A 25952-nucleotide genomic window follows, 5' to 3' on the forward strand; every position below is an offset into this window, starting at 1 on the left:
ACCCAAAGAACACGATGTAATCGTATCGACCTAAATATCGTTTACCTTATTACCTATGCTTACTGATTTCATTGAAAAGCTTACCCTAAACTATGCCCGTCTTAAGCACAGCACTGTTTTTGGCATTCTCTTTTTGATTTCCTTCTTTATACGCCTGCCATTTTTCTTTCGAGATTATATCGATCGTGATGAGAGTACCTTTATCCTTATGGGACAATCTTGGGTAGAGGGTCACTTGCCCTATACCGAGCTTTGGGATCTGAAACCTCCTGTAACCTACCTGTTCTTTGCGGGCATTATTTATGTCTTTGGAAAAAGCTTCATCGCCATCCGTTTGGTGGGAGCCTTGGTTGTTGCCGTTACCGCATTTTACACGTACAAAATATCGCTGACCTGTACTACCAAAAAAGTGGGTCTTTGGGCCGCTATAGGCTCTGTCATGCTTTTGAGTATGTTCGGTAGCCTACAGGGGGTGATGTCAGAGCATATCTGTATGCTCTTTTTCATGCCTGCTTTGTACCTTCTGATGACCAAGAAAGGTGTCTTGTGGTATATCCTTTCGGGAATTCTAATGGGCCTATCCCTTATGACCAAGCTCAATTTGGCCTATGTAGTCGTAGCATTGGGGATGTATCTGCTGTTCGTCCATTTTAAAAATCAAAAGTATGGAACAGGCCTGTTAAAGGCTTTGTTTTTCAGCATTGGAATTGTTTTAGTGATCTTCTTGACCTTTTTACCATACTATCTCAGTCAGTACCCGGAGGTTTGGTGGAAATCGGTTGTGCTGGCTTCTCTGGAATATGCCGGCGCCCGCAGATACTCTATACTTGGGTTTCTACCCATCACTCTTATTATTGGCGCATTCCTCTATTTCTCGTGGAAACAGAATTACCTTGATTTCAAAAACCACAGTATCAAATGGCTGGTGCTGACCGTGGGAATCATCATTTTTTCCTTTATCAAAGGAGGTCGTATCAATGGACATTACCTGATTCAGTTCCATCCGATTTTCATGGTACTCTTTGCCATCTTCGTAAGTCGTATACCGCATCTAAAAAAATGGAACTATAGGCCCTATGCCTTTTTTCTCCTGCTACTAATGCCGGCGGAAAGTTATCTAGAATATGGCAATATCATCAAAACCAAAGTTACACGAGGTACCTTTTTCAATGGTGAGGGTATCACCGTACCCAATTATATCAGGGAAAAGCAAATCGACACCAAAAACATACTCTTCTTAGGGTATCATATCGGTTATTGGGGCCTTGATGCAAAACCTCCGGTTCAATCGGCAACCCATCCGAGCAATATCTGCAGAAACGAGCTTTTTCGTTTTTATGATAACCCTAGAAAGACCGCGGTCGAAGAATTGAAATATATTATGGAAGAAATACAACCCCGCACTGTAGTAATCCGAAAAAACCGTTCGATTTTCGACCCGCAACTTGTCGAAGAAAATGCATATATCAATGCCCGTTTAAAAAATGACTATGCTGCCCCGATTACTGTGGATATGGCAGAAATTTACGTTAAAAAAACACGGTGAATCAAAGCGTTTGAAGAATGGGCCTGAGTTTATCGGCATAGGCTTTGACCACCTTTTTATCAAAGACTTCTTCCTCATCGATTCTCCCAATCAAAGAAACTCCGGTTTTGTGCAAAATGATATTCTCGGTATGTGGATTTGGAGCCCCACTGAATAGAACGAAAACCTCATACCCTTTTTGTTTTAACCAATTGATCGTCAACAACGAGTGATTGATGCTACCTAAGTAGTGTCTTGAAACAACGATTACCTTATAATTGGGCATGATAATGTCCAATATGGTATCCTCTTCGTTCAATGGGACTAAAAGCCCCCCTGCACCCTCAATAACCAAATGATTTTCCGTTTTCGGTTCATGAATATGATGCCTGTCAATGCGAACACCGTCAATTTCCGCTGCGGCATGTGGACTCATGGGCGAAGTCAGTTCATAACTACTCGGATGGATTTTCGTTTTTGTATTCGACACCAGCTCAGCTACCTTATGACTATCGGTAGCGTCTAACTCCCCGGCCTGAACCGGTTTCCAATAATCGGCTTCAAGTGCTTCGGTGATGATGGCTGATGCTATGGTCTTGCCCACTTCCGTTGATATTCCGGTTACGAAAATTTGCTGCATACTATTCGGGTTTTGTAATGATTCCACAATTTAAGCATTTGTACTTTCGCTTTTCAAAAAATGGAAAAAGTTTATAAAATAGTCCTTTGCGCTCATAGTACGCTTCCGACCTTTGCGCTTTGCAATTTGGGCATATTATTGGTTCGCCATCATCCCCAACGGCGTAGGCTCTTATCTCATTATAGATTTGCAAGGCCCGATCTTTGTCTTTGGTATACACCTGTAATTTTACGCCACCTATGGCATCGCTGATGACAGGATCTGAATTTAGGGTATTCTCATCTTTCAAAAACACAGGTATGCCTTCAGATTCCAATTTTCCGCGAACAATTTGCACATCAGCTGGAAATTCAAATGCAGCAACGGTAAAAAACTTTTCTTCCATAAACTAATACAAGTGGTTCTTCAATAATTGCAACATAAACCCGATCTCTTCCTTTGTATTAAAACTGTGAAGACAGAATCGGAGCCTTTCTTTTCCCTCAGGTACAGTCGGTGAAAGAATGGCCTTTACGTCAAACCCATCATCGGACAGTCGTTTCGCAATGGATTTTACTTCATCGTTTCCTGAAATCACACAACTCTGAATTGCCGAATTGCTTGAAATGAAAATCGACCGTAGTCCCAGCTTTTCAATTTTCGAGTTAAAATAAGTAATATTCTCTTTTAGCGCCTTTTGTTGTTCGAGACCATTAGAAATACCCAGAAAGGTATACGCTGAAAAAATCGTCGCTATGGTATGGGGAGGAAGTCCTGTTGTATAGATAAAACTTCTTGCAAAGTTCAGCAAATAATCGATTAAGGCACCACTCCCTAAAACTGCAGCACCATGTGAACCCAGCGCCTTTCCGAATGTCACGATACGGGCAAAAACCTGTTCTTGAATTTTCAATTGCTGCACCAATCCGGTACCCTTTCTTCCGAAAACACCAACGGCATGGGCCTCATCGACCACCAAATAATATGCATTTTTCGAGCAATAGTCCGCAAGTGCCTCTAAATTTGGGGAATCCCCGTCCATTGAAAAAACGGATTCGGTTACAACATAAATATCCGCATCGGCCCCGGCTGTACTTTGATTACGTTCAATGGCGGCCTTCAAGTCTTCTATGTCATTATGATCGAACTTACAGCTTTTGGCATGGCCCATTTGAATTCCATCACGGATACTTGCATGAATCAACTCATCGTAGAAAACGAGATCCCCGCGTTGGGGAACGGCACTGAAGAACCCGATATTCACATCATACCCCGAGTTAAAGACCAAGGCTCGCTCTACCTGATGAAACGTAGCCAAGTAATTTTCTAAATCCGAATACAGTGAATGATTGCCCGAAATCAATCGAGACCCTGTCGCTCCATTATGCGAAATGCCCTTTCCCAAAAGATATTGAAAGGTATTGGCATAGATGTCCTCATTGGTTCCAAAACCTAAATAATCATTGCTTGAAAAGTCAATTTGGTTTTTGGGTTCAGGCAACGTTCTCAGCGCATTGGTCTTGGCTCTTTCTAAGAGCTTTTGTTCTAGTTTTTTGGGCAAATTAGGCATGCTACAAATGTAGCATATCCAGTAGTTATTTGTTTATATTCGTTTTATCAAACTCTCCTCATTATGAAATCTTTCTTCATCATTTTAACTCTTTTGGTTCTCAGCAGTAACATTCATGCTCAAACCAACTCCTACGAAATATCCTTTGAAAATGCCGTTCACCATGAGGCCGAAGTTGAAGCTGTTTTCCCTGATATCGAAACCGATACGTTGACCGTTCGAATGAGCAGAACTTCCCCAGGTCGCTATGCGTTACACGAATTTGCCAAGAACGTCTATAATTTCAAGGCTACAAATAGCCTAGGGCAGCCATTAAGGGTTCTAAGGCCAAATCCGTATGCATGGCAAATTGTAGGTCATGATGGCTCCGTAAAAGTAAGCTATACGCTCTTTGCAAATCGAGGTGATGGCACCTATTCACAAGTAGATGAAACCCATGCACATCTTAATATTCCCGCTACTTTTATGTACGCACCCGACCTTTCTAATCGAAAAGTAGAAGTGGATTTCAAGGTACGCGAAGACTTGAACTGGAAAGTGGCCACGCAGCTCCCTTTAGTTTCCGGTACGACCTATTTTGCCCCGAATCTTCAATATTTTATGGATTCTCCCACCGAAATAAGTAATTATGATCTACGTGAATTCGAAGTTGATTCCAACGGAAAGAAACAGCTGGTACAGTTGGCTCTACATCATAATGGTTCACAGGCCGAAACGGACACCTATTTTGAAAAAGTAAAAAAGGTCGTTCTGGAAGAAAAAGCGGTATTCGCAGAACTTCCTAATTTCGATTTCGACACCTACACATTTCTGGCCTGTTATATTCCCAATGCCTCGGGCGATGGTATGGAACATCGTAACTCGACTGTTTTGACCAGCACGAGAAGTTTGGCCGCCGGGGGAATGGATCGCAATATCGGAACGGTATCGCATGAATTTTTTCATGCTTGGAATGTTGAACGCATCCGCCCAAAATCATTGGAGCCCTTTGATTTCGAGGAAGCCAATATGAGCGGAGCCTTGTGGTTTGCCGAAGGGTTTACCAGCTATTACACCAATCTGATCTTATGTAGGGCCGGACTTATCAGCGCCGAAAAATATGTCGAGGGGTTAACGGGGACTTTCAATTATGTTTGGAACTCTCCGGCGCGACAGTTCTTCAACCCTATTGAAATGAGTTATCAGGCCCCTTTTGTGGATGCCGCGACCGCTGTTGACCCTGTCAATCGGACAAACACCTTCATCTCTTATTATTCCTATGGGAGCGTACTAGGCTTGGCTTTGGATTTATCGCTTCGTAAAAATGGGTTGAACTTGGACGACTACATGAAGTTGGTTTGGCAGTCTTACGGAAAAAACGAAAAGCCCTATCAAATCAAAGACCTTCAAGAACTATTAAACTCTTATGCAGGTGAAGAGTTTGGGAATGCTTTCTTCAATTCCTTTATCTACCAGAGCAAAATGCCCGATTACCAGTCCCTCTTACAATCGGTCGGTGTAAGCTTGAAGCAAAAATCGGGAACCCCTTATTCAGGATTTCGGGTGACCTATAATGACAAAAACCGAGCTGTCATAAGCGGAAATATCAAGATGGGTAGCCCGGCCTATAAAGCGGGTTTGAACAAGGGGGATATGATCATCGCCATCAATGACATCCCTATTACAGCGGATAAATCTTTTGACAGCTATCTTGAACCTCTTAAAATAGCCGATACCCTGGATATTACCTTCGAAAGGTATGGGAAGAAAAAATCCACAAGTTTGATTTTGGCCAAGAATCCGGAATATGCCATCTTTTTGAATGAAAAAGAGGGTGTAACACCTTCAAAAGCAGTATTGCGAATGCGAAAAAATTGGCTTAAAACCCAATAGTCATAACGTATGAAAATCGCTCTTCTCTTATGTTTTGGTAATCAAATAGATTTGGTTTTTCCCTAAAAAACACCTTACTCAGCAGACACTGTAAACTGAAAATTGGGTGGGGTACTTGAAAAATTATGAAGAATTTCAATTTCCACCTTATCCTCAAGATACGCGGTGCTGTACAAGTTGATAAATGTAAAATCCAGTTCAAAGGTACCCTCCTCGGCCAGTATAATCCCAATTCTTGATTCATATCGCGTTCGCTCGGGGTTCAGTTGTGCAGTGGCGGAGCCAAATCTGTCGGCCGTTCCCTTTTCTGCAAGGAGAAACTCTGGGGAGATTTCCACAGGTCGAAATCCCTCCGCTATATCAGAGTCCCTATTTAATCCGAAATCATAACGAAAGCTTTCCGCTCCGGAACTTTCGAAGATATCCAGTTTATTGGGATACCCCTCCTCATCGAGATACCGATCAAAATTTAACTCTACATAAATAGTATCCCTCAAAGTGTAGTTTTGATTGTTCTCGAAAATCACCGCATCTTGAATAGCTAGGGATATATACCTATTGGAGTCATCGTCTCTATAGCATGAAACCATTGCTATCAAAAGTAGCGTAAGTACTATAAAAGTTATTCTCTTCATCTTTCTACTGTTTAAAATCGATATCCTACTTTGATTCCGGTACGGACCAGTGTTCCATTTAGGATGATAAAATTGGGGTTGAAGTTGGTACGAACACCAAATTGCGCCTCTAGTACCAACCGGTTATCGAGAAATAAAAACCGATATCCATAGCCAAACCCTAGTCCACCAGCTGTATAATCGACTTCACCGCGTTCATATACCCCAAAGCCTTCCGAATTCGTATTCCGCTCAAATCGGCCCGATTCGGTCACCTGACTTAACGACCCAAAAAGTTCCAAAAAATGACTTTTGTTCTGCGCGCCTTGGAAATACACCCGAACAAAAGGCATCACTTCGTAATTGGTATCATACTTATTATTATAGGTGCCTTCGGTACTTAACTCTTGTATACGATCTCCATAAACGGCCCCTGCGATTCCGATTGCCCACTTATTAGCAATAGTGCGTTCGTAATTCACATCAAAGCTCTCGAAAATCGGCAGCATCAGATTGGTAGAAATTTGATTGCGATAAAGTGGCGGGGAGTTCTCATCTTGGGCAAGGAAAGAGTGGTGTATTATAAATACAAGTAAAAAGAGTACGAAAACGGAAATGGGATTTTTTGGTTCGGTCATCAAATGGTATTTAAACTTCTTTCAGTCGTAAGAATGACAACTAGCAAAGAAAAAACCCTTCCTCAACTCTATTTCATAACCTTTTCATAACATTAGTCTGGTGTTGCCCAGGTGAAATTGTGTGGATCAGTAGCATCTAGCAGCTTTACCTTTAATGCTTTTGCAATGTAGTGTCCCATTTCCCATGCAGGTGGTCTAGTGTCACTTTCGTACACATTGAAATGCTTGTTCTTGGAGTACCATAGATTGGCCTCAAAAACAAATTCTCCGTCTTGCTTGGGTTGCCTGAATACGGAAACATATTCTATTTTTGGTAATTTTTTCCATGTGCCAAACTTTAGGGGTCCAACGCGGTGCTGAATCTTGTACTTCTTGTTTTCCAAGTCAAAAAGTAGGTCTTTGACCATAGAAAAAGCCAAGGCACTGGGTAAGAGAAGTATGATTGCCTGAAGCAGATGAAAATTCCTTTTAATCGCTTTGGTCTCTGTGGTAAATTCCCATCCGGTAACAAAAAAGAATGCCAAGCAAATTATTGCCGTATAGTGTACGGAAGCAATTATCAATTGCCATAAAGGTCTGTTCCCCTCTGAAATGATCAATTTTCGGCTCTTCATCTATTATTTAAAACGAAAAAAGCCATACAAATTATTGTATGGCTAGCTTTTCATTTGATATTCTGGCTTAATCCGCTAGAACGATAATCTTATTGTCTTTCATCTCGATGGTACCGCTATTGATGGCCAAAATGGTTTTTCCGTCTTCCTTGGAAAATCGGCTTTCATAATCCTCTTCAATAGAAATATCCCCATCTATTTTGACTTTGCCCTCTTGAAGCAAGGAAACTATCGGAGCGTGATCTTTCAACATCTGAAACTCACCGTTGATTCCCGGTACGGTTATCGACTTCACTTCTCCAGCAAACAAAGTAGCTTCGGGCGATACGATTTCTAAATACATACGTTATCAGTTTGCAGTACACAGTATTCAGTCGGCAGTACAGAAAACCGCGACTGCTTGCTGCCTACTAGATTTATGCTTCGGCAAGCATTTTCTCACCTGCTTCTATTGCTTCCTCTATGGTTCCCTTAAGGTTGAAAGCAGATTCTGGAAGGTGATCCAATTCGCCATCCATTATCATATTGAACCCTTTGATCGTTTCCTTAATATCAACCAAAACTCCTGGGATACCTGTAAACTGTTCTGCTACATGGAAAGGCTGTGAAAGGAAACGCTGTACGCGTCTCGCACGACCTACGGCCAATTTATCTTCCTCGGACAGTTCTTCCATACCGAGAATGGCGATAATATCCTGTAGCTCTTTATAGCGCTGTAATAGCTCTTTTACACGTTGTGCACAATCGTAATGGTCTTTACCTAATATTTCGGCTGTTAAAATCCTTGATGTAGAATCCAATGGATCTACCGCAGGGTAGATTCCCAATTCCGCAATTTTACGTGAAAGTACGGTAGTGGCATCCAAGTGGGCGAAAGTAGTTGCTGGCGCCGGATCCGTCAAGTCATCCGCTGGTACGTATACCGCCTGTACCGAGGTAATAGAACCTCTTTTGGTAGAGGTAATACGTTCTTGCATCGCTCCCATTTCAGTCGCAAGCGTAGGCTGATACCCTACCGCTGATGGCATACGACCCAATAAGGCGGATACCTCAGAACCTGCTTGCGTAAAACGGAAGATATTATCAACAAAGAAAAGTACATCCTTTCCTTGGCCTTCACCTGCTCCATCACGGAAATACTCTGCAATGGTCAATCCTGAGAGGGCCACCCGAGCACGAGCTCCGGGAGGTTCGTTCATCTGACCGAAAACGAAAGTCGCTTTCGACTCTTTCATCGCTTTTTTATCGACTTTGGATAAATCCCATCCGCCATCTTCCATGGAATGTAAGAAATCGTCACCGTACTTGATAATGCCCGATTCCAACATCTCACGCAGCAAATCGTTTCCTTCCCTGGTTCGCTCACCAACTCCGGCAAAGACCGAAAGTCCACCATGTCCTTTGGCAATGTTATTGATCAATTCTTGAATGAGTACGGTCTTACCTACACCTGCACCACCGAAGAGACCGATTTTACCACCTTTTGCGTATGGCTCGATAAGGTCAATTACCTTGATTCCTGTAAAAAGAACCTCAGTAGAGGTAGATAAATCTTCAAATTTAGGAGCTTCACGGTGAATGGGAAGCCCATCCTTACCGGCTTTGGGTAAATCTCCCAATCCGTCGATCGCATCTCCGATTACATTGAATAAACGTCCGTAAACGTCATCTCCAATCGGCATTTGTATGGCCGCACCAGTTGCAACAACATCTGTTCCCCTGCTTAAACCATCGGTAGAATCCATGGAAATCGTTCGCACTGTATTTTCACCTACATGTGATTGCACTTCCAATACCAATTTAGAACCATCGGCTTTCGCTATTTCCAATGAATCATAGATTCTTGGAAGCTCATCCCCTGATTGGAATTCAACATCGACTACCGGGCCGATAATCTGAGAAACTTTACCTGTAACTTTTGACATTACGTACGTTTTATATATTAAGACTCTTTTTTATATAGAAATGGCATAAATACGCCTGAATTTCAGGCTGCAAAGATAGCCTTTTACCTTTACATTGAAAACTACTTTTTTGGTTTTTTGCAAAAGAAAAAAGGTGCTGAAGTAGCACCTTTTTCATTCTTTGTCCAAACCTGTATCCTATTGCAGGGCAGGCGAGTAATTGGTCGGGTAATCACCCACATTTACCATATTACCTGAGGCCTCAAAATTAGAACCATAAGTCGCATCGATCGCTTTCATGAATTCATTGGCCAGCAACGCATAACCTCTGGCAGTCGGGTGAATTCCATCGAGAGAGAACGCACTACCGGTGACCAAGTTGGAGGTGAGCGTAAACTCACCACTGGTAAGTCCACCATTTGCTAAATCATTTAGCAAGGCATTAGCGTCTACAAGAGCCAAACCGGCTTGACTTGCCGTGGCGGCTATAATCGTATTAAACGCTTCCGTTGCGGTGGCGATCTCTTCTTGTTCACTTGGCAAAAGCACCCATTTGTCTTCTAAAGGCAAGGTGATCCCCTCTACTGCAAACTGTCCGGCCAATTCTTGAGATAACCCTTGCGCCACCAAAGCAGCGACAGCGTCGGTATTAACCTCACCGATAATCGAAGAACTAGGCAAGACGAATAGATCATCAGCGGTAGCCTCTCTTGTCTGTCCATAGGTGTTTCCAAGCAAGCCTGCTACTAAAGGTGCAGCTTGCGCAGGCAAACCAAACGATTCTACAAAGGCTGGAAACGTAGGACTGGCAGCCAACACTCCCGCGATTTGAGCAGACAGGTCCGTTAAGGTCTCATCGCGTATGACTACTTCATTCGCTGCGGCGTTCGTAAATTCGATTGAACGTTCCGGCACACCTAAAAAGGCGAACACTTGATTCAACTGCCCGAAAATTCCGTTCAAGGTAGGAATCAGCGGTCCAAAATCAGGATTGGAAGGGTCTAGAGGGTTGTGGGGTACAGTTGTAAAATGTGGGATACTGGTCACATTGGGAATGTTGGCTACAACACCCTGGGCGCCTCCTGCGGTCAACGTGGCGATCAAAGCACCATAACTGCCATCAAATCCGACCCCGGGAACACCTGATACCGGCGTAAGCGGATTGGTTTCGTCACCACCTGTAGTTGCGTAACCCAATACATCATTGTTGCCGATCCACAAGGAGAAAAACGTAGGGGATTGACCAACGGCCAAATCCAAGACACTTGCATCTGGCGTCGTACCGGTCATTCTGACGAAAAACGGGTTCGCCAGACCTAGGGAAACATTACCTAAGTTACCATATCCGGGCGCCAACAAATGAAAACTCTTTGCTCCTGGCACGCCAAGATTATTAAAAGGGCCGGAAGGGTTATTTAATGCAATGTCAGTGGTTACCGTTACCGGACCTATAACGGTTTCAAGACCTACAGGACCAGCACCTCCAAAGACAAGTCTTGGATTTTGTATTCTGTCACCCCCTGCAGCCAATCCTCCAAAATTATCATTGGTCAAGGGCTGAGTAAAATCTCCGCCACCGATCATGGCGAACTTGGTCGAAAGGATATTTGGCAAAGAGTTTTCTTGAGCCGCTATGAACAAAGCCCCGTCCGTAAAACCGGCCGTTAGGGAATTTCCCAAGGAAACATAATTTGAAAAATCGGCCGAACCGGCTGTGAGTTCCGGCAGTTCTACTTCTACCATAGTAGCTGCTGGACCCAGATCCACATCTTCGGGTTCGTTACATGCAACAAAGGTCAAGACTAAAGTGACCAACCCTATATATTTTATTTTCATGATTTTCATGTTCAATTTAATTTTAGTTGTTGATTGTCCAAGATACATAGTACATTGACCCGATGAGGCCTGTACCAAAAGCAGTGAAATACTCGGTACCTAATATATTGGTGCCACCAACTTTGAAGCTGGACTTGATACTTGGTACGCGAAGATTCAATTGTGCGTCAAGGGTATGGAATTCCGGAACGACACCCTCCCCGAAAGTGGCTTCCCAGAAGTAGTCATCACTAAATCGATATGCCACGTTAAATCCGAAATTTTTGAACAGTTCGGCATTACCAAAATTTGCTTTGAACTTATGCTCGGGCGTATTGAAATTTAGCATTACATCAGGGTTTGCTTCGCGATCAAACTCAAGTTTCGTGAACGTATAGCTACCCCCTAAGTCAAAATTTCCAAAAACCTTCATGTTCAACCCTAGCGAAGCTCCATAAGAACTAACATCCGCCTCAGAGTTGGTGTACGCACTATAAGCTTGAAAGTCTCCATTGCCTATAGCAGCGACCGACAAGGCACCATCTCCTACTGCTCCATAGTAGGGCGCTATCACCACTTCTTGAGAAATGAAGTCTTTATACTGATTGTAATACGTGCTAAAATCGATACTCAGCTTTTCTATCTTACCTCGGTAACCGACCTCAAAAGAAGTTACTTGTTCAGGTTTTACCAAATCAGGATTGGCGATTTCCAAATCCGCTGGATTACCAGTTTCGCCTAAAGTTTCAACAGACCTACGAGTATATGAATTGTTATAAGCAACTGCTCCAGTTTGTGTAATGGATGCTGGCTGACCCAAAGCTTGGCCTCCACCACTGACATCGGTGAAAGTCCTCGAATACCTATCCAAGTTTTCCGGGGCCGACCCTACTAAAATAGCGCGGCCCGCATCTAAACCTATAAACAGGTCTTGTGTTGTCGGGTTTCGGAATCCAGTTTGTACCGAAGCCCTAATGTTATGGTTTCTATTTACCGTCAAACCTGCAGATAATCTTGGGGATAAGAAGCCATCAAAAAATTCCGATTTATCATATCGCATAGACCCTGTAAGCTTCAAGTTCATCTTTTCGTTCAAATCAAACGCCTTCTGAATTTGAGAATAAACACCAAATTCCGAATAGTTAATAGGGCCGTCTAAATCGGTATAAATGGTGCCTGATGAGTTTAGACTATACTGCCTGAACGAGCCACCTATTTGAATGTCAGCAAAATCCGTTAAGTGACTGAAATTGTAGTTCCCATCTGCATGGTAGTATTTGGAAGCATCCTGAAACTTGGACCCTGTAGAAAGATCGGGGTCGTTTATACTCCTATTAAAAGCAGATATAAATTCAGGAGATCCGGGTTCAAAACGACCTGTCTCGGCCGTAGCCCTACCTGCAGCATGTGCTTGTTCGTTCGTTCCACCGCCCAAAGTAGTCTGTACATAGGCCCCTACATACTCTCCAAACCACGTATTATCATCTTTCCAAGCCCTATTGATGTTAATCCCAGTAAAAACCATATCATACGAATCACCGGCCTTGTCGGCAACGACATAACCCCTTAGAAAAAAGTTGTCGTGGCGAACTTCCAATTTGTGCTGCTGTTGAAAGAAGTTATCGATATAGTATCTGTTCGTACCTTGATAAATTGTTGTTCCGGTACCCACTTTTCCGACGTAGGACAGTTCGAGGCTGTTATCTGTAATTGGTCTATAATACAAGCCCCAATCTGCTTTGATACTTTCCGCATTGTAGTCGGTTAGGTCACTTTCGTTATATCCGGTTCTACTCACCTCTACTGATGGAACCAAAGCATTTGCACCTGCCGGTAAAATTCCCAGTCCTTCCAAGGTCACGGCCACGCCTTTGATGTCAGTAGAAACCTCATCACCATACACATTCACTCCATCATAATTCAAATCGTTTTCCCTGGTTCTTCCAAATACACCAAAATTGTTCTCATCTTTTCCCTCGATATTGTTCGCCGCCCAATCCGTACCTCGTAGGTAACCAAAATTTACCTTTACAGCGAACTTATCACTAAACTTATGCGCAGCGCGTACCCCAACATCGGTATAGGAATTATCACCTGCAGCAGCTTGGGAAGTCATACCCCTCTTAACGGATGCGCTGATTCCTTGATAATCAAAAGGACTTTTACTGCGCATGAATAAAATACCATTAAAGGCATTTGCCCCGTATAGTGCGGATGAGGCACCTGGAAGTAGTTCAACGCTCAAGACATCGGTTTCGACCATCCCGACTAAGTTTCCTATGGGGAAGTTCAATGCAGGGGTCGAATTATCCATCCCATCGACCAGTTGCATAAAACGGGTATTGGCAAATGAAGCAAAGCCTCTTGTATTGACCGATTTAAAGGTTAAACTATTAGTGTTTACGTCAACGCCTTTCAAGTTTTCAAGGCCATCGTAAAAATCGGCCGAGGCCGTGTTCTTTATTTCATTGAGGCCGAATCTTTCAACCGTTACCGGAGATTCGAAAATCCGCTCGGGAGTTCGTGATGCGGATATGACAACCTCATCCAAAAACGTCTGTGTTTCGGAAACGACTATCGTAAAATTCTGATTGTTCGCCGTGACATCTTCAGTTGCATCGGTATAACCGATACTCGTGATACGTATCCGAAAAGGGGGTTCCTCAGTTGTTTCCAGTCTGAAATTTCCGTCAAAATCGGAAGTCGTTCCAATCGCCTTACCAACAATTACTACATTGGCCCCAGGGATAGGTTCATTGTTCTGGTCAACAACTTTTCCATTTACCACTGTTTGCGAAATACCTGAAAACGCGAACAATAGCAATGCTGTAGACAGTATTGTTTTCATGTTTAAATGTGAGTTTGAGTTAAGATAGTTACTAAGTCACCGGCAAGATACCGATTTTTTTAGCTTGTTAATCATAAAATGAAAAAAATTATGCATGCATAGTATATTTTTCATAAAAACGCCTACCCAAAAATGTATAATCCTCAAAAACACGAAAAAGGGCCACGAAAAAAAATCGAGGCCCTTTGAAAGAAAATTCTTTATTATTGTTATTCCACCGTAACCGACTTTGCCAGATTACGCGGTTGATCGACATTACATCCTCGCATTACGGCAATGTGATAAGACAGTAGTTGTAATGGAATTGTAGTTAGCAAAGGCGTAAGGCTCTCAAAGGTTTCAGGAACCTCAATAACATGGTCAGCAAGTTCGTTGACCTGTTCATCGCCTTCCGTCACAATGGCTATGATCTTTCCTTTACGGGATTTTATTTCTTGAATATTACTGACTACCTTTTCATAATGTCCTTTTCTAGTGGCTATTACGAAAACGGGCATTTGCTCGTCGATCAAAGCGATAGGCCCATGCTTCATTTCCGCTGCCGGATAGCCCTCTGCATGAATGTAGCTAATCTCCTTTAACTTCAAAGCTCCTTCCAAAGCTACAGGAAAATTGTATCCTCTACCTAAATATAAGCAGTTTGTAGAGTCTTTGTACACGTCCGAAATAATCTCGATCAGCGGATTCGATTCCAAGGCCTTCTCCACTTTGGAGGGGATGGTCTCCAATTCCGTCAGGTACTCATGGAACTTCGATTCTGAAAATTTACCCTTTTCCTTAGCCAGTTTCAGAGCGATCAGGGTCAGTACCGTAATCTGGGTCGTAAATGCTTTGGTAGACGCCACCCCTATTTCAGGGCCCGCATGGGTATATGCCCCTGCATGGGTCTCACGTGCTATGGACGATCCTACAACATTGCACACTCCAAAAACAAAAGCTCCGTTTTGCTTGGCCAATTTTATAGCGGCCAACGTATCAGCCGTCTCCCCCGACTGGGAAATCGCTATCAACACATCCTTATCGGTTATCACTGGATTCCGATACCTAAATTCAGAAGCGTACTCCACTTCAACCGGAATACGGGCCAAGTCTTCAAAAATGTATTCTGCTACCAAGCCAGCATGCCATGAGGTACCGCAAGCCACAATGATTATTCGATCGGCATTCATAAACTTTTCAAGGTGCTCGTCGATACCGGCCATTTTCACAAGTCCTTGATCGACCCGCAGACGCCCACGGTAGGTATCCATAATGGCCCGAGGCTGTTCATATATTTCCTTGAGCATAAAGTGGTCGTATCCTCCTTTTTCAATTTCCTCCAAATTCATTTGAAGCTCCAAAATATTCGGATAGGCTATCGCATCATCCTTGATTTTTCTCAATTTGATTTCTTTCCCTAGCCTGACTATGGCCATTTCTTCATCTTCCAAATACACGGCATTATTTGTGAATTCGATAAACGGAGAGGCATCGGAGGCAATAAAGAATTCATTCTCTCCCACACCTATAGCCAAAGGGCTACCTAATTTTGCCACAACGATTTCATCTGGCTTTTTCTTATCGAATACCGCGATTGCATAGGCGCCGACTACTTGATTCAATGCGATTTGAACCGCTTTGCCCAATTTCACATCTTCGGTTTTTTGCACCTCTTCTATGAGATTGACCAAAACCTCTGTATCAGTATCCGAGTGAAAGGTATAACCTCGTTTGGTCAGCTCCTTTTTAATGGCCTCGTAATTCTCTATGATTCCGTTATGGATAATAACCAAATCGCCCGAATTCGAATAATGGGGGTGGGAGTTCACATCATTGGGAACACCATGGGTAGCCCATCTCGTATGTCCTATACCCAAACTACCTTCGACCGAAATGGTACTTTCGGATTTTTTCTTGAGATCTTCTACTTTTCCCTTTGTCTTGGAAAGATTTATTGTATTACCGTCAAATATAGCAACACCTGCACTGTCGTATCCACGATATTCAAGTCTTTGTAAACCTTTTATGATAATAGGATAGGCATCTCTGTGCCCTATATATCCAACAATTCCGCACATAAATTAAATTTCATTATTGGGGTGAATCCAAATTTAGTCAAACTTAGGATATGCATCACAAAGCTGACACATATTATAGTGGTACAACGAAAAAAAAACGTAAGTGGTATATAAGTAAGGTAAGTTTAATACAGTCGGCAAAAAAACTACCTGAACTGATTTCTTTGCACTATTTAATCAATTGGGCTCGGTATAGGCTATTTCCAGCTTGAGCTTCATGTCTTCTTTACCTGCGACTTCCTCGCTACCGAAAAGCACCGTTCCCAAGGGGCTAATTGTCGAAATAACCGGTAAATCCTTTTCCAAATTATTGGGCAGCATCGCATTGACCGCACCCGTCGTACGTATGTCAGGGGTAATCGTTAGCCCTAAGGTTGCATTTGTAGAATCCCTAACAATCAAATTATTGATATGACTTGTAATCCCTACACTGTATTTAATGCCAGTATCATTTGAACCCAATTCTAAAAGACCATCGTAAAGCGGATAACTTGCTAATGTATTCGACTGATCTAATTGGTCTAACCTGTCATCGAACAAAGGTTGATTGGTTTCAGCATTATAGAGATATAGTCTTGGGGGTTCAAAGTTCCCTCCGGCGGCATCAAGCGTTTCACGATCTACATAAAACACCAGACTGGCCTCATTGATAATCCACTTATTCGCCTTGATTTCATTGATGACATCCCTTCCATTGACTTCGTCGAATAAATTGATTTCGGCATACGTAGTTCCGGCACCCTTGAGGTATATTCGTGCTGCATTTTCAACAACATCCAAGCTATTGGTTATTTCCAAGGGCAAGTCATCCTTGATAAAGGTGTTGACCGCATTGCCGATGACATTACCCGACGTATCCCCTTGTAGCAAGTTCATCGTAAACGTGCTTTCAGCCTTCACTATTTCATCATCGTCCCTATCCAACTGGGTTCCGTTGGTATCTACTCTATCGTATTCATACGTCAAACTCACGGTGGCCTGTCTTAGATCAAGAAGAAGGTAGTGGTTGCTTTCTGCATTCGGTTCTATAGACAGGTGAATTCCCCTTAAGAACTCATTAAAGTTTGCCTGGCTCAATAACTCGAGACCTCCTTCCTTTTTTAGGATATTTTCGGAAAAAAAGGCAGTGTCCAGTGCTATGCGTATACCAGGGTTCAGCTTATCGAAGGTCTCTGATTCATCGACATCGGTAGTATCGGGATCATCTTCATTAGGGAGAAGAATCTCGAATTCATCTATCGTCACCGGTACCGACACAGCTTCGTCCGGCAATAATGAACGGGTGGTAAAGTCAGGCGAAAAACGCTGGTTGGAGAAATATTCCTGTGATTCTTGAAAGTTCGAGTTAGGATCTAAATCCCTCAAAAAGAAAGTTGAACGCTCCACCTTCAAGTTGAACGGCTTTGAACGGTCGCCATAAATACTATCCAAATCGATTTTTTTGGCAAAGCTGGCATTCATATTGTCGTCGTCCAGATCATCATCGACACCGTCGCCATCAGTATCATTGTTCAAGGGGTCGGTTCCTCTTGCTTTTTCCTCATTATCGGTAAGGCCATCTCCATCAGAATCGCTATTTGGGTCTGAAGGGTCCACATCAAAGGTATCATCTACTCCATCCAAATCACGGTCTTGAAGTGCCGTAGGCTTGGTAAGATACGGAATGTAAAGAATCACTTCTTTTAAACTTTCATTTTCCTGTATCCTTGTAGGGTTGTTATCGTCTGCGCCTAAATCTTCATTTTGTTGTGAAAAATTGCCAAACTGCACGTTCCCTGGCGGCAAAATCAATTGGGAAGTGATTCGTGCTTCAATATTTCCGTATACAGGATCTTCAAAAGTACCTAGCTGGTATACGGGCAACTTGTTCGTTTGAACTGCTTCTACCTTCTTATTGAAAGCAAATACGTCATACTCTTGTTTTCCGATAACAAAGGGCTCGCTACCAACAACTTCGGACCCAATGGTAGTCAACTCCTGTTCACAGGAAATAAACGCCAAAACAAGCAAAATTCCTGCTAGAGCAGGAAATTTTATCCTATTCAAAAAATTCATGTAGATTATTTTAAAACTTCAGTGTTGTAAAAATTGGCATAAGCTTCTTCAAATTCCTGCAAAGAAACATACGGTAACACGGGTTTTTCAAGGTTGGAAATATGGTTTTGTAAATCGTCTGGAATATCTTCCGAGGCTAAAATAACGGCATCTGAAAAATCTACCGCTACTTTTAACAAATTATTATAGTTGGGATCCGCTAATGGGGCGATTTCATTTTCATCGACACCATCAAAGGCCACTTTTTTGATCATTTCTTTATCGAGCTCACCTTCGAAGGCTTTTCCGTAAACGGAAGTCACGATCTTACTGTCTCCGAACAAAGGCTCATCGGCATAGTATTTTTTCAAATACAAAGGTAGCAAAGAGGCCATCCAACCATGTACATGAATGATATCGGGTGACCAATTGAGTTTTTTAACGGTTTCAACCACCCCTTTCGCAAAGAATATGGCACGCTGGTCATTATCGGGAAATAGCTTGCCCTCGGCATCCGTAAAAGTGGATTTTCGTTTGAAATATTCATCATTATCAATGAAATATACCTGTATACGCTCTCGAGGGATGGATGCTACCTTGATGATCAATGGCATATCCATGTCATTGATGACCAGATTCATACCCGAAAGCCGAATTACCTCGTGCAATTGATGCCTGCGCTCATTGATATTGCCATATCTAGGCATGAATATCCGTATCTGACCACCATTGCTGTTGACCATTCGAGGTGTTTCATAAGACATTAAGGAAACTTCGTTTTCCGGTAGGTAGGGCACTAATTCAGAAGATACAAACAATATCTTTTTACCATTCATAAAGCTGCAATTTATGTGAAATATGAGCGTAGCTGCAAAACTACGAAAATTATAGAGATTAGTCGTAATTATAGTAAGTTTGCTAGCTTTTAAATCAGTTCGATGTCATTAATCAAAACAAAGAAAGAACTTCAAAGTCCCCTTTTGATAGCCAAGGAAAATGGAAGTTTGGGCCTAGTCCCTACGATGGGCGCATTACACCAAGGCCATATTTCATTGGTCAAAAAGGCGCTATCTGAAAATGATACCGTGGTGGTGACCATTTTTGTGAACCCCACGCAATTCGATAACAAAGAAGATCTGGACAAGTATCCGGATACCCTTGATGCGGACCGAAAGCTTTTGGGGGAAGTCTCGGAAAACCTCATTATTTTCGCGCCTCAGGCCAAGGAGATCTACGGTAGCGAAATCGAGTCGGAATCTTTCGACTTCGGTGGTCTTGATACTGTAATGGAAGGCGCCTTTCGAGAGGGACATTTTGAAGGAGTGGGCACCATCGTTGAAAAACTACTGACCTTAGTACAACCTGCACGGGCCTATTTTGGGGAAAAGGATTTTCAACAATTGCAGATCATCAAGAAATTGGTCGTCCTCAAGAACATCCCTGTCGCAATTATAGGCTGCCCAATTGTCAGGGAACCTTCGGGGCTGGCCATGAGTTCTAGAAACGAACGCCTTTCGAGCGAACTTAGAGAAGAAGCTTCCTTTATCTACAAAACCCTCTGTTCTGCCAAAGCTCGATTTGGCACGAAAAGTGCTCAAGTGGTTACGGAATGGGTGGAACGACAGTTCGAAGAACATCCTGATTTGGAACTTGAATATTTCATGATCTCGGATATCGAAAAGTTAAGACCCGTTCAAAGAAAACGACGAAATAAAAAATATAGGGGTTTCATCGCCGTATATGCGAAAGATGTACGACTAATAGACAATATCGCCCTCAATTAATTAACTTTGTACCATGCAAATTGAAGTAGTAAAATCAAAGATTCACCGAGTTAAAGTGACCGGAGCCGACCTTAATTACATCGGTAGCATCACCATTGACGAGGATTTGATGGATGCAGCCAATATCATACAGGGTGAAAAAGTCCAGATTGTGAACAACAACAATGGGGAGCGATTAGAGACCTATGCCATACCCGGTCCTAGGGGCAGTGGCGAAATCACCTTGAACGGGGCCGCTTCGAGAAGGGTTGCCGTTGGTGACATTCTCATTCTGATAACCTATGCGCGAATGGACATTGAAAAGGCCAAAACCTTCAACCCATCACTGGTATTTCCTAACGAAGAGAACAATCTGTTGAACTAATTTTGAATATCAACATAAAAAAGACCTTGAAGACAATACTCCCAATCGCCTTGGGAGTTTTTTTGGTTTGGTACTGGTATCATTCTACGGCCCCGGCGGATCGTGAAAAAATACTGTATTACATCAAAGAAGCCGACCTCTTCTGGATCGCTATTTCGCTATTGATCGGTCTACTCGGCCATATATCTAGGGCCATTCGGTGGAATTATCTCTTGGAACCCCTAGGATACAAACCGAGATTAATCAATAACGTTCTCATGATATTTATGGCCTACTTGGCCAATCTCGGTATTCCGAGAACAGGTGAGTTTCTTAGAGCTACTGCCTTGAGCACCTATGAAGGTGTTCCCTTCGAAAAAGGTTTCGGAACTATCGTAACCGAAAGAATTGTCGACGTATTCATGCTTTTGGTAATCATCACCATTACCTTATTGCTACAAACGGATATCATCATCGACTTCTTCGAGCAGCGGGGATTCAACCTAAACGGTATTTTTCTGTTATTGGCGGCAGGCATTGCGGGGTTTGTCATATTCATCGTTTTCATAAGAAAATCGAATTCGAAAATCGCCTTGAAAATAAAAGGATTCGTAAAAGGTTTGATGGATGGCGTTTTCAGCATTTTTAAAATGAGACGCAAGTGGGCTTTTGTCTTTCATACCCTTTTCATTTGGGTGTGCTATATCGCCATGATGTGGGTCATCAAATTCACCGTCCCGGAAACCACTGATCTCGCTTTGAGTGAAATCATGGTCGCTTTTGTCTTCGGGGCTTTCGCAATGGCCACAACCAATGCCGGTGTTGGTCTCTTTCCTATTCTTGTCAGCAAGGCCTTGGCCCTATTTGGCATCAGTACCGTTTCGGGCGATGCTTTTGGGTGGATCATGTGGATTGCACAAACCTTGATGAACGTGGTTTTTGGTGCAATATCTTTTCTGTTATTACCGTTATTGAACAGAAATAGATAGTCGGAATCGTTCGACTATTCCAAAAATCGAATATGCGACCTTTACTGATACTCATAGGCTTGTGCTGCTGTTTTATAAGTAATGCCCAAGTAACCCAAGAAATTTTCGAATCGTTCAAACTTCAAGAAAGACGAGATGTTCGGTATTACTTTCCGGAAGACTATGATGAAGAAAAAAAGTATCCTTTAATCGTTGTTTTGGACGGAGAGTATCTGTTCGATCAAGTAGTGGCCACTGCAAAATTCTATAGTCAGTTTCACGGTATGCCACAGAGTATTGTGGTTGGGGTCAACCAGAATGAACGAAGCATACGACTAGACGATTGTGAATGGGAAGAAGAGAGTGGACTCCCCACCGAAAAAGGCAAAAAATTCTTTGAGTTTCTTGGAATGGAAATGATTCCATATCTAGATTTGAACTATAGTACAGCTCCATTTAAAATGATCGTGGGGTACGATATTACCGCAAACTTTCAGAATTACTGGTTGTTCAAGGACAACTCGTTATTCAACGCTTACATTAGCATTTCCCCGACCCTAGCCCCTGAAATGGAAAATAGGGTTCCTGCGCGACTGGGCGCGTTCAACAAACAAATATTTTATCAGCTCATTCTTGAGAACGACAAAAGCAAGTATACTTCCCGAATCATGCAAATGGACAAAGCCATCAAGGCTATTGATAAAGAATCATTGCACTACTATTTTGATGAGTATGAAGGTGCAGACCATATCTCAATAGCTACCTATGGCATCGGAAAGGCCTTTGATAATATCTTTGGTATGTTCAAACCGATTAGTCCAAAAGAGTATAAGACGCAGATGCTAACCTCCGAGGAGCCCGTGTTCGATTATCTACAGAAAAAGTATAACAATATCGAGGATCTTTTCGGCATCAAAAAACAGGTCGAACTAAATGACCTTATGGCCGTCTACGCCGGAATTCGGAAAAAGGAAGACCTTGAATCGTTAAAACCATTATCCGACCTGTGCAAAAGGGAATTTCCCGGTACGATGTTAGGTTTTTACTTCGAAGCTGAATATTACGAGCAAAAGGGAGAGCCCAAAAAAGCACTAAAAACCTTCGAAAAGGCCTTTGGAATGGATGAAATCGATTTCTTGACCAAAGAAATGGCCTTAGAAAAGATAGATGCGTTGAAAGCCGATTTCGGGTACTAACCGGCATTATACAGAACAAAAAAAGGAGAGGCTTAGCGGCCTCTCTTTTGATTTTAAAAAGTCTCTCAAAAAATCAGGTAATGTTTTATCTTCGCCATGAACCGGTAATTAGGTTATGGCTAAAACAAAAACAGCTTTTTTCTGTCAAAACTGTGGCACCCAATATGCCAAATGGGTAGGGCAGTGTTCTGCTTGTAAGGAATGGAATACCGTCGTAGAAGAGGTTGTACAAAAGGAAGAGAAATCTGGTTGGAAACCTCCATCAAATACAAGAAAAAAGATAGCGAAACCATTGTTGGTCAACGAAATCAGTGTTGACAAAGAATTGCGCCTTAACACCTTTGACCTTGAATTCAATCGTGTACTTGGTGGAGGTCTGGTACCCGGAGCACTGGTACTTTTAGGTGGGGAACCCGGTGTCGGAAAAAGTACGTTGCTGCTGCAAATAGCGCTGAAACTTCCGTACAAAACCCTCTATGTTTCCGGAGAGGAAAGCCAAAAGCAAATCAAAATGCGGGCAGAGCGTATTTATCCGAATAGTGAAACCTGCTTTATCTTGACGGAGACCAAGACCCAGAACATCTTTCAGCAAATCGAGGCGACCGAGCCGGACATCGTCGTCATCGATTCCATACAGACGCTACATTCCGATTATATCGAATCGGCTGCCGGAAGCATTTCACAAATCCGGGAATGCACGGCAGAACTGATCAAATTTGCGAAAGAAACCAACACGCCTGTCATTCTTATCGGACATATTACTAAAGACGGCTCTATCGCCGGACCAAAGATCTTGGAGCATATGGTCGATACCGTACTTCAATTTGAAGGGGACCGCAATTATGTCTATCGCATTTTAAGAGCGTTAAAGAACCGTTTCGGTTCTACTGCCGAACTGGGAATTTACGAGATGCAAAGTGGCGGTTTGCGTCAAGTGAACAATCCTTCTGAAATATTGATCTCAAAAAATGATGAAGGACTTAGTGGTACGGCCATCGCTTCAACCGTTGAAGGTATGCGCCCGTTGATGATCGAGATTCAGGCCCTCGTCAGTACGGCAGTGTACGGTACTCCTCAGCGATCGACCACCGGATATAACGCCAAACGGCTGAATATGCTTTTGGCGGTCTTGGAAAAACGTGCTGGTTTCAAACTTGGGGCCAAGGATGTCTTTCTGAACATAACAGGTGGTATTTCGGTAGATGATCCTGCCATTGATCTAGCGGTAATCGCAGCCATACTTTCGAGCAATGCGGATATTCCGATTGAAAAAGGAGTCTGTTTTGCCGCAGAGGTTGGCCTAGCAGGAGAAATTAGGCCTGTTCAACGGGTCGATCAGCGCATTTTAGAGGCGGAAAAGCTTGGTTTTACGATGATTTACGTATCGAAAAACAATAAAATAGGGCTAAAAAATCCAAAAATCGCCATCGAACTCGTTTCACGAATAGAGGATGTGGTCAGCGGTCTGTTCGGCTAGCTTTTAGAATTGAACATCCGCGCCAAGACCATAAAAACTGCGATCACGAGAACAATCAGGGCCAATTGCCAAATTCCCACTTTTAAAAAATGCATGTTTTTCTATTAAGGTGAAGGGTTGGGAAATTCATTGTGAATCGCCTCGATGCCCTGAAGTACTTCTTCGCTCAATTTCACATCGATACTCGCCATATTTTCCTTCAATTGTTTCATTGATGTCGCCCCGATGATATTACTGGTCAGGAAGGGCCTCGTATTGACATAGGCCAACGCCATTTGCGCTAGGGATAAATCATTTTGTTGTGCCAGCTCATAGTACTTTTGGGTCGCTTTGACCGCTACTTCGCTACTATAGCGTTTGTAATTAGGAAACAATGTAATTCGGGCACCATCAGGTCTTCTATCTCCGAGATACTTACCGCTTAACACCCCAAAACCTAATGGAGAATACGCCAATAGGCCTATTTTTTCACGTAAGGAGATTTCCGATAGTCCAACTTCAAACTGACGGTTCAATAGGTTGTAGGGGTTTTGTATGGTAATCATTCTGGGCAGACTTGCATGTACCTTACTCTCTTCCAAAAATCGCATGGTTCCCCAGGGCGTCTCATTGGAAATACCTACATGTCTGATCTTCCCCTCACGTATCAGATCTCTAAAGGTTTCCAAAATCTGATGGATGTTGTCTTCCCAGTGATCAAGGGTATCGTGATTGTACCCGCGTTGTCCAAAATAATTGGTGTTTCGATCGGGCCAATGTATTTGATAGAGATCGATGTAATCGGTTTGAAGCCGTTGTAAACTACCTTCTACCGCTTCGATAATCGAATCCCTATTGATTCCGGTGGTTCTGATGAATTTTGTGAATTCGGCCTTACCCGCGATTTTACTGGCCAAAATAATCTTATCTCGATTTCCTGTTTTCTTGAACCAAGTACCGATAACCTTTTCCGTATTTGACTTACGGTCGGGGTGCGCCGGAATCGAGTATAGTTCAGCCGTATCGAAAAAGTTGACACCGTTTTCAAGGGCATAGTCCATTTGCTCATGGCCCTCGACTTCGGTATTTTGATTGCCCCAAGTCATTGTACCCAGGCAAATTTTACTGACTTCGATGTCTGTGTGGGGTAAGGTGCTATAGATCATTGATATTTCAAAGGGTTTTGGTGTGACAAAAGTACGTAATTAGGTGAAGGATCAACTATCTATTTCCACTAGAATCGGACAATGGTCACTATGTTTCGCTTCCGATAGGATTACGGCCCTTTTTAACCGATCTTCCAATGAATCGGAAACCATACCATAATCGAGCCGCCAACCTTTATTGTTGTTTCTAGCATTGGCACGATAGCTCCACCACGTATAATTATGCGGTTCTTCATTAAAATAGCGAAAGCTGTCTATAAAACCACTTTTGATAAAATTGCCGATCCATTCGCGTTCTACTGGCAGAAAGCCGGAAACATTTTTATTCCGTACCGGGTCATGGATATCGATGGCTTCATGGCAAATATTATAATCGCCCAAGACGATCAAGTTTGGGTGTGTTTTCCTCAACTCATCAGCATATTTCTGAAAATCGGCCATATAGGTCAGTTTGTGCTCCAATCGGGCCATGTTCGTGCCCGAGGGCAAGTACATGCTCATCACGGAAACATCGCCAAAATCAGCTCTAAGGTTTCTCCCTTCAAAATCCATATAGTCGATTCCTGTACCCACCTCGACATGGTCAGGTGCTTTCTTGGCCAATATGGCTACCCCGCTATATCCTTTTTTTTGGGCACTGAACCAGTAGTTATGGCCATATCCGGCCTCTTCAAAAATAGATAGATCCAACTGTTCTTCCATCGCCTTTATTTCCTGTAGACAAATTACATCGGGATCTGCGGATTGCAACCATTCGATAAAACCTTTGTTCAGGGCGGCACGGATGCCGTTTACATTGTAGGATACAATTTTCATATACTTCGTTTTCGTTCCCAACAAATAGGGAGTTTCGGCATTGTTGAAATACCATTACCGTGGAATTTACATTCCGCGATAGTTTTTGTCGAAAATAGGCATCTTACATTTTA

Annotated in this window: 22 protein-coding genes; 7 read left to right on the plus strand and 15 right to left on the minus strand. The window is 42.8% G+C overall.

Features of this window, described 5'->3' with window-relative positions:
- Positions 1-55: 55 nt before the first annotated feature.
- Positions 56-1546: an ArnT family glycosyltransferase gene (locus ACKWCA_RS03620; protein ID WP_413976772.1), complete on the plus strand. Its 1491-nt coding sequence runs from the start codon at positions 56-58 to the stop codon at positions 1544-1546.
- A gap of 1 nt (position 1547) precedes the next feature.
- Here ACKWCA_RS03620 and bioD read toward each other — a convergent pair whose 3' ends face one another.
- Genes bioD through ACKWCA_RS03635 form a run of 3 tightly spaced genes read right to left on the minus strand, consistent with a single transcriptional unit; the run spans position 1548 to position 3714 of the window.
- On the minus strand, positions 1548-2165 hold the full coding sequence (gene bioD / locus ACKWCA_RS03625) for a dethiobiotin synthase (RefSeq protein ID WP_413976773.1): 618 nt from the start codon (positions 2163-2165) through the stop codon (positions 1548-1550).
- Between the two features lies 1 nt (position 2166).
- A complete protein-coding gene (locus ACKWCA_RS03630) occupies positions 2167-2550 on the minus strand; it encodes a putative signal transducing protein (protein ID WP_413976774.1) in 384 nt (127 codons plus the stop codon).
- Positions 2551-2553: 3 nt separating this feature from the next.
- Positions 2554-3714, minus strand: a complete 1161-nt coding sequence (locus tag ACKWCA_RS03635) for an aminotransferase class I/II-fold pyridoxal phosphate-dependent enzyme (protein ID WP_413976775.1) — start codon at positions 3712-3714, stop codon at positions 2554-2556.
- A gap of 63 nt (positions 3715-3777) precedes the next feature.
- On the opposite strand from ACKWCA_RS03635, the gene ACKWCA_RS03640 reads away from it, so the two are divergent.
- On the plus strand, positions 3778-5586 hold the full coding sequence (locus ACKWCA_RS03640) for a M61 family metallopeptidase (RefSeq protein WP_413976776.1): 1809 nt from the start codon (positions 3778-3780) through the stop codon (positions 5584-5586).
- Between the two features lie 74 nt (positions 5587-5660).
- Here ACKWCA_RS03640 and ACKWCA_RS03645 read toward each other — a convergent pair whose 3' ends face one another.
- From ACKWCA_RS03645 to ACKWCA_RS03690, 10 genes are all read right to left on the minus strand, one after another.
- Positions 5661-6221 (minus strand): hypothetical protein, encoded by a 561-nt coding sequence (locus tag ACKWCA_RS03645; protein WP_413976777.1) that lies wholly within the window; start codon positions 6219-6221, stop codon positions 5661-5663.
- Positions 6222-6232: 11 nt separating this feature from the next.
- Positions 6233-6838: a DUF3575 domain-containing protein gene (locus ACKWCA_RS03650; protein ID WP_413976778.1), complete on the minus strand. Its 606-nt coding sequence runs from the start codon at positions 6836-6838 to the stop codon at positions 6233-6235.
- Between the two features lie 92 nt (positions 6839-6930).
- Positions 6931-7452: a hypothetical protein gene (locus ACKWCA_RS03655; protein WP_413976779.1), complete on the minus strand. Its 522-nt coding sequence runs from the start codon at positions 7450-7452 to the stop codon at positions 6931-6933.
- A 67-nt stretch (positions 7453-7519) separates the two neighbouring features.
- Positions 7520-7795, minus strand: a complete 276-nt coding sequence (locus tag ACKWCA_RS03660) for a F0F1 ATP synthase subunit epsilon (protein WP_413976780.1) — start codon at positions 7793-7795, stop codon at positions 7520-7522.
- 73 nt (positions 7796-7868) lie between these two features.
- Positions 7869-9377, minus strand: coding sequence for a F0F1 ATP synthase subunit beta (gene atpD / locus ACKWCA_RS03665; protein ID WP_413976781.1), 1509 nt, complete (start codon positions 9375-9377; stop codon positions 7869-7871).
- 177 nt (positions 9378-9554) lie between these two features.
- Positions 9555-11192: an SGNH/GDSL hydrolase family protein gene (locus tag ACKWCA_RS03670; protein WP_413976782.1), complete on the minus strand. Its 1638-nt coding sequence runs from the start codon at positions 11190-11192 to the stop codon at positions 9555-9557.
- A 22-nt stretch (positions 11193-11214) separates the two neighbouring features.
- Complete coding sequence (locus tag ACKWCA_RS03675; RefSeq protein WP_413976783.1) at positions 11215-14019, minus strand: TonB-dependent receptor; 2805 nt, start codon at positions 14017-14019, stop codon at positions 11215-11217.
- 209 nt (positions 14020-14228) lie between these two features.
- The gene (gene glmS / locus ACKWCA_RS03680) at positions 14229-16076 is read right to left on the minus strand and encodes a glutamine--fructose-6-phosphate transaminase (isomerizing) (protein ID WP_413976784.1); all 1848 of its coding nucleotides are present in this window, start codon (positions 16074-16076) and stop codon (positions 14229-14231) included.
- Between the two features lie 177 nt (positions 16077-16253).
- The gene (locus ACKWCA_RS03685; RefSeq protein WP_413976785.1) at positions 16254-18131 is read right to left on the minus strand and encodes a DUF4270 family protein; all 1878 of its coding nucleotides are present in this window, start codon (positions 18129-18131) and stop codon (positions 16254-16256) included.
- A 5-nt stretch (positions 18132-18136) separates the two neighbouring features.
- Entirely contained in the window at positions 18137-18946 is an 810-nt protein-coding gene (locus ACKWCA_RS03690) for a glycogen/starch synthase (RefSeq protein ID WP_413976786.1), read from the minus strand.
- A gap of 102 nt (positions 18947-19048) precedes the next feature.
- On the opposite strand from ACKWCA_RS03690, the gene panC reads away from it, so the two are divergent.
- From panC to radA, 5 genes are all read left to right on the plus strand, one after another.
- Positions 19049-19894 carry a pantoate--beta-alanine ligase gene (panC, locus tag ACKWCA_RS03695; protein ID WP_413976787.1) on the plus strand — a complete coding sequence of 282 codons (846 nt, stop codon included), beginning with the start codon at positions 19049-19051 and terminating at the stop codon, positions 19892-19894.
- A gap of 13 nt (positions 19895-19907) precedes the next feature.
- Entirely contained in the window at positions 19908-20258 is a 351-nt protein-coding gene (panD, locus tag ACKWCA_RS03700) for an aspartate 1-decarboxylase (protein WP_138657260.1), read from the plus strand.
- Between the two features lie 2 nt (positions 20259-20260).
- The gene (locus tag ACKWCA_RS03705) at positions 20261-21226 is read left to right on the plus strand and encodes a lysylphosphatidylglycerol synthase transmembrane domain-containing protein (RefSeq protein ID WP_413976788.1); all 966 of its coding nucleotides are present in this window, start codon (positions 20261-20263) and stop codon (positions 21224-21226) included.
- 32 nt (positions 21227-21258) lie between these two features.
- Positions 21259-22401 carry an alpha/beta hydrolase gene (locus ACKWCA_RS03710; protein WP_413976789.1) on the plus strand — a complete coding sequence of 381 codons (1143 nt, stop codon included), beginning with the start codon at positions 21259-21261 and terminating at the stop codon, positions 22399-22401.
- 115 nt (positions 22402-22516) lie between these two features.
- A complete protein-coding gene (gene radA / locus ACKWCA_RS03715; protein WP_413976790.1) occupies positions 22517-23878 on the plus strand; it encodes a DNA repair protein RadA in 1362 nt (453 codons plus the stop codon).
- A 104-nt stretch (positions 23879-23982) separates the two neighbouring features.
- Here the strand turns inward: radA and ACKWCA_RS03720 are convergent, their stop codons facing one another.
- Positions 23983-25023, minus strand: a complete 1041-nt coding sequence (locus tag ACKWCA_RS03720) for an aldo/keto reductase (protein ID WP_413976791.1) — start codon at positions 25021-25023, stop codon at positions 23983-23985.
- 51 nt (positions 25024-25074) lie between these two features.
- The gene (locus tag ACKWCA_RS03725; RefSeq protein ID WP_413976792.1) at positions 25075-25839 is read right to left on the minus strand and encodes an exodeoxyribonuclease III; all 765 of its coding nucleotides are present in this window, start codon (positions 25837-25839) and stop codon (positions 25075-25077) included.
- Positions 25840-25952 lie beyond the last annotated feature (113 nt).

The organism is Maribacter corallii (genome assembly GCF_047345415.1).
GTDB lineage: Bacteria > Bacteroidota > Bacteroidia > Flavobacteriales > Flavobacteriaceae > Maribacter_C.

Excerpts from the sequence above, each read along its gene's own strand:
- ACKWCA_RS03640 (WP_413976776.1), top strand. The coding sequence starts at position 3,778 with ATGAAATCTTTCTTCATCATTTTAACTCTTTTGGTTCTCAGCAGTAAC.
- ACKWCA_RS03720 (WP_413976791.1), bottom strand. The coding sequence starts at position 25,023 with ATGATCTATAGCACCTTACCCCACACAGACATCGAAGTCAGTAAAATT.
- radA (WP_413976790.1), top strand. The coding sequence starts at position 22,517 with ATGGCTAAAACAAAAACAGCTTTTTTCTGTCAAAACTGTGGCACCCAA.
- ACKWCA_RS03670 (WP_413976782.1), bottom strand. The coding sequence starts at position 11,192 with ATGAAAATAAAATATATAGGGTTGGTCACTTTAGTCTTGACCTTTGTT.
- ACKWCA_RS03620 (WP_413976772.1), top strand. The coding sequence starts at position 56 with ATGCTTACTGATTTCATTGAAAAGCTTACCCTAAACTATGCCCGTCTT.
- ACKWCA_RS03635 (WP_413976775.1), bottom strand. The coding sequence starts at position 3,714 with ATGCCTAATTTGCCCAAAAAACTAGAACAAAAGCTCTTAGAAAGAGCC.
- glmS (WP_413976784.1), bottom strand. The coding sequence starts at position 16,076 with ATGTGCGGAATTGTTGGATATATAGGGCACAGAGATGCCTATCCTATT.
- ACKWCA_RS03630 (WP_413976774.1), bottom strand. The coding sequence starts at position 2,550 with ATGGAAGAAAAGTTTTTTACCGTTGCTGCATTTGAATTTCCAGCTGAT.
- panC (WP_413976787.1), top strand. The coding sequence starts at position 19,049 with ATGTCATTAATCAAAACAAAGAAAGAACTTCAAAGTCCCCTTTTGATA.
- ACKWCA_RS03725 (WP_413976792.1), bottom strand. The coding sequence starts at position 25,839 with ATGAAAATTGTATCCTACAATGTAAACGGCATCCGTGCCGCCCTGAAC.
- ACKWCA_RS03685 (WP_413976785.1), bottom strand. The coding sequence starts at position 18,131 with ATGAATTTTTTGAATAGGATAAAATTTCCTGCTCTAGCAGGAATTTTG.
- ACKWCA_RS03650 (WP_413976778.1), bottom strand. The coding sequence starts at position 6,838 with ATGACCGAACCAAAAAATCCCATTTCCGTTTTCGTACTCTTTTTACTT.
- ACKWCA_RS03675 (WP_413976783.1), bottom strand. The coding sequence starts at position 14,019 with ATGAAAACAATACTGTCTACAGCATTGCTATTGTTCGCGTTTTCAGGT.
- ACKWCA_RS03655 (WP_413976779.1), bottom strand. The coding sequence starts at position 7,452 with ATGAAGAGCCGAAAATTGATCATTTCAGAGGGGAACAGACCTTTATGG.
- panD (WP_138657260.1), top strand. The coding sequence starts at position 19,908 with ATGCAAATTGAAGTAGTAAAATCAAAGATTCACCGAGTTAAAGTGACC.
- ACKWCA_RS03710 (WP_413976789.1), top strand. The coding sequence starts at position 21,259 with ATGCGACCTTTACTGATACTCATAGGCTTGTGCTGCTGTTTTATAAGT.
- atpD (WP_413976781.1), bottom strand. The coding sequence starts at position 9,377 with ATGTCAAAAGTTACAGGTAAAGTTTCTCAGATTATCGGCCCGGTAGTC.
- ACKWCA_RS03660 (WP_413976780.1), bottom strand. The coding sequence starts at position 7,795 with ATGTATTTAGAAATCGTATCGCCCGAAGCTACTTTGTTTGCTGGAGAA.
- ACKWCA_RS03645 (WP_413976777.1), bottom strand. The coding sequence starts at position 6,221 with ATGAAGAGAATAACTTTTATAGTACTTACGCTACTTTTGATAGCAATG.
- ACKWCA_RS03690 (WP_413976786.1), bottom strand. The coding sequence starts at position 18,946 with ATGAATGGTAAAAAGATATTGTTTGTATCTTCTGAATTAGTGCCCTAC.
- bioD (WP_413976773.1), bottom strand. The coding sequence starts at position 2,165 with ATGCAGCAAATTTTCGTAACCGGAATATCAACGGAAGTGGGCAAGACC.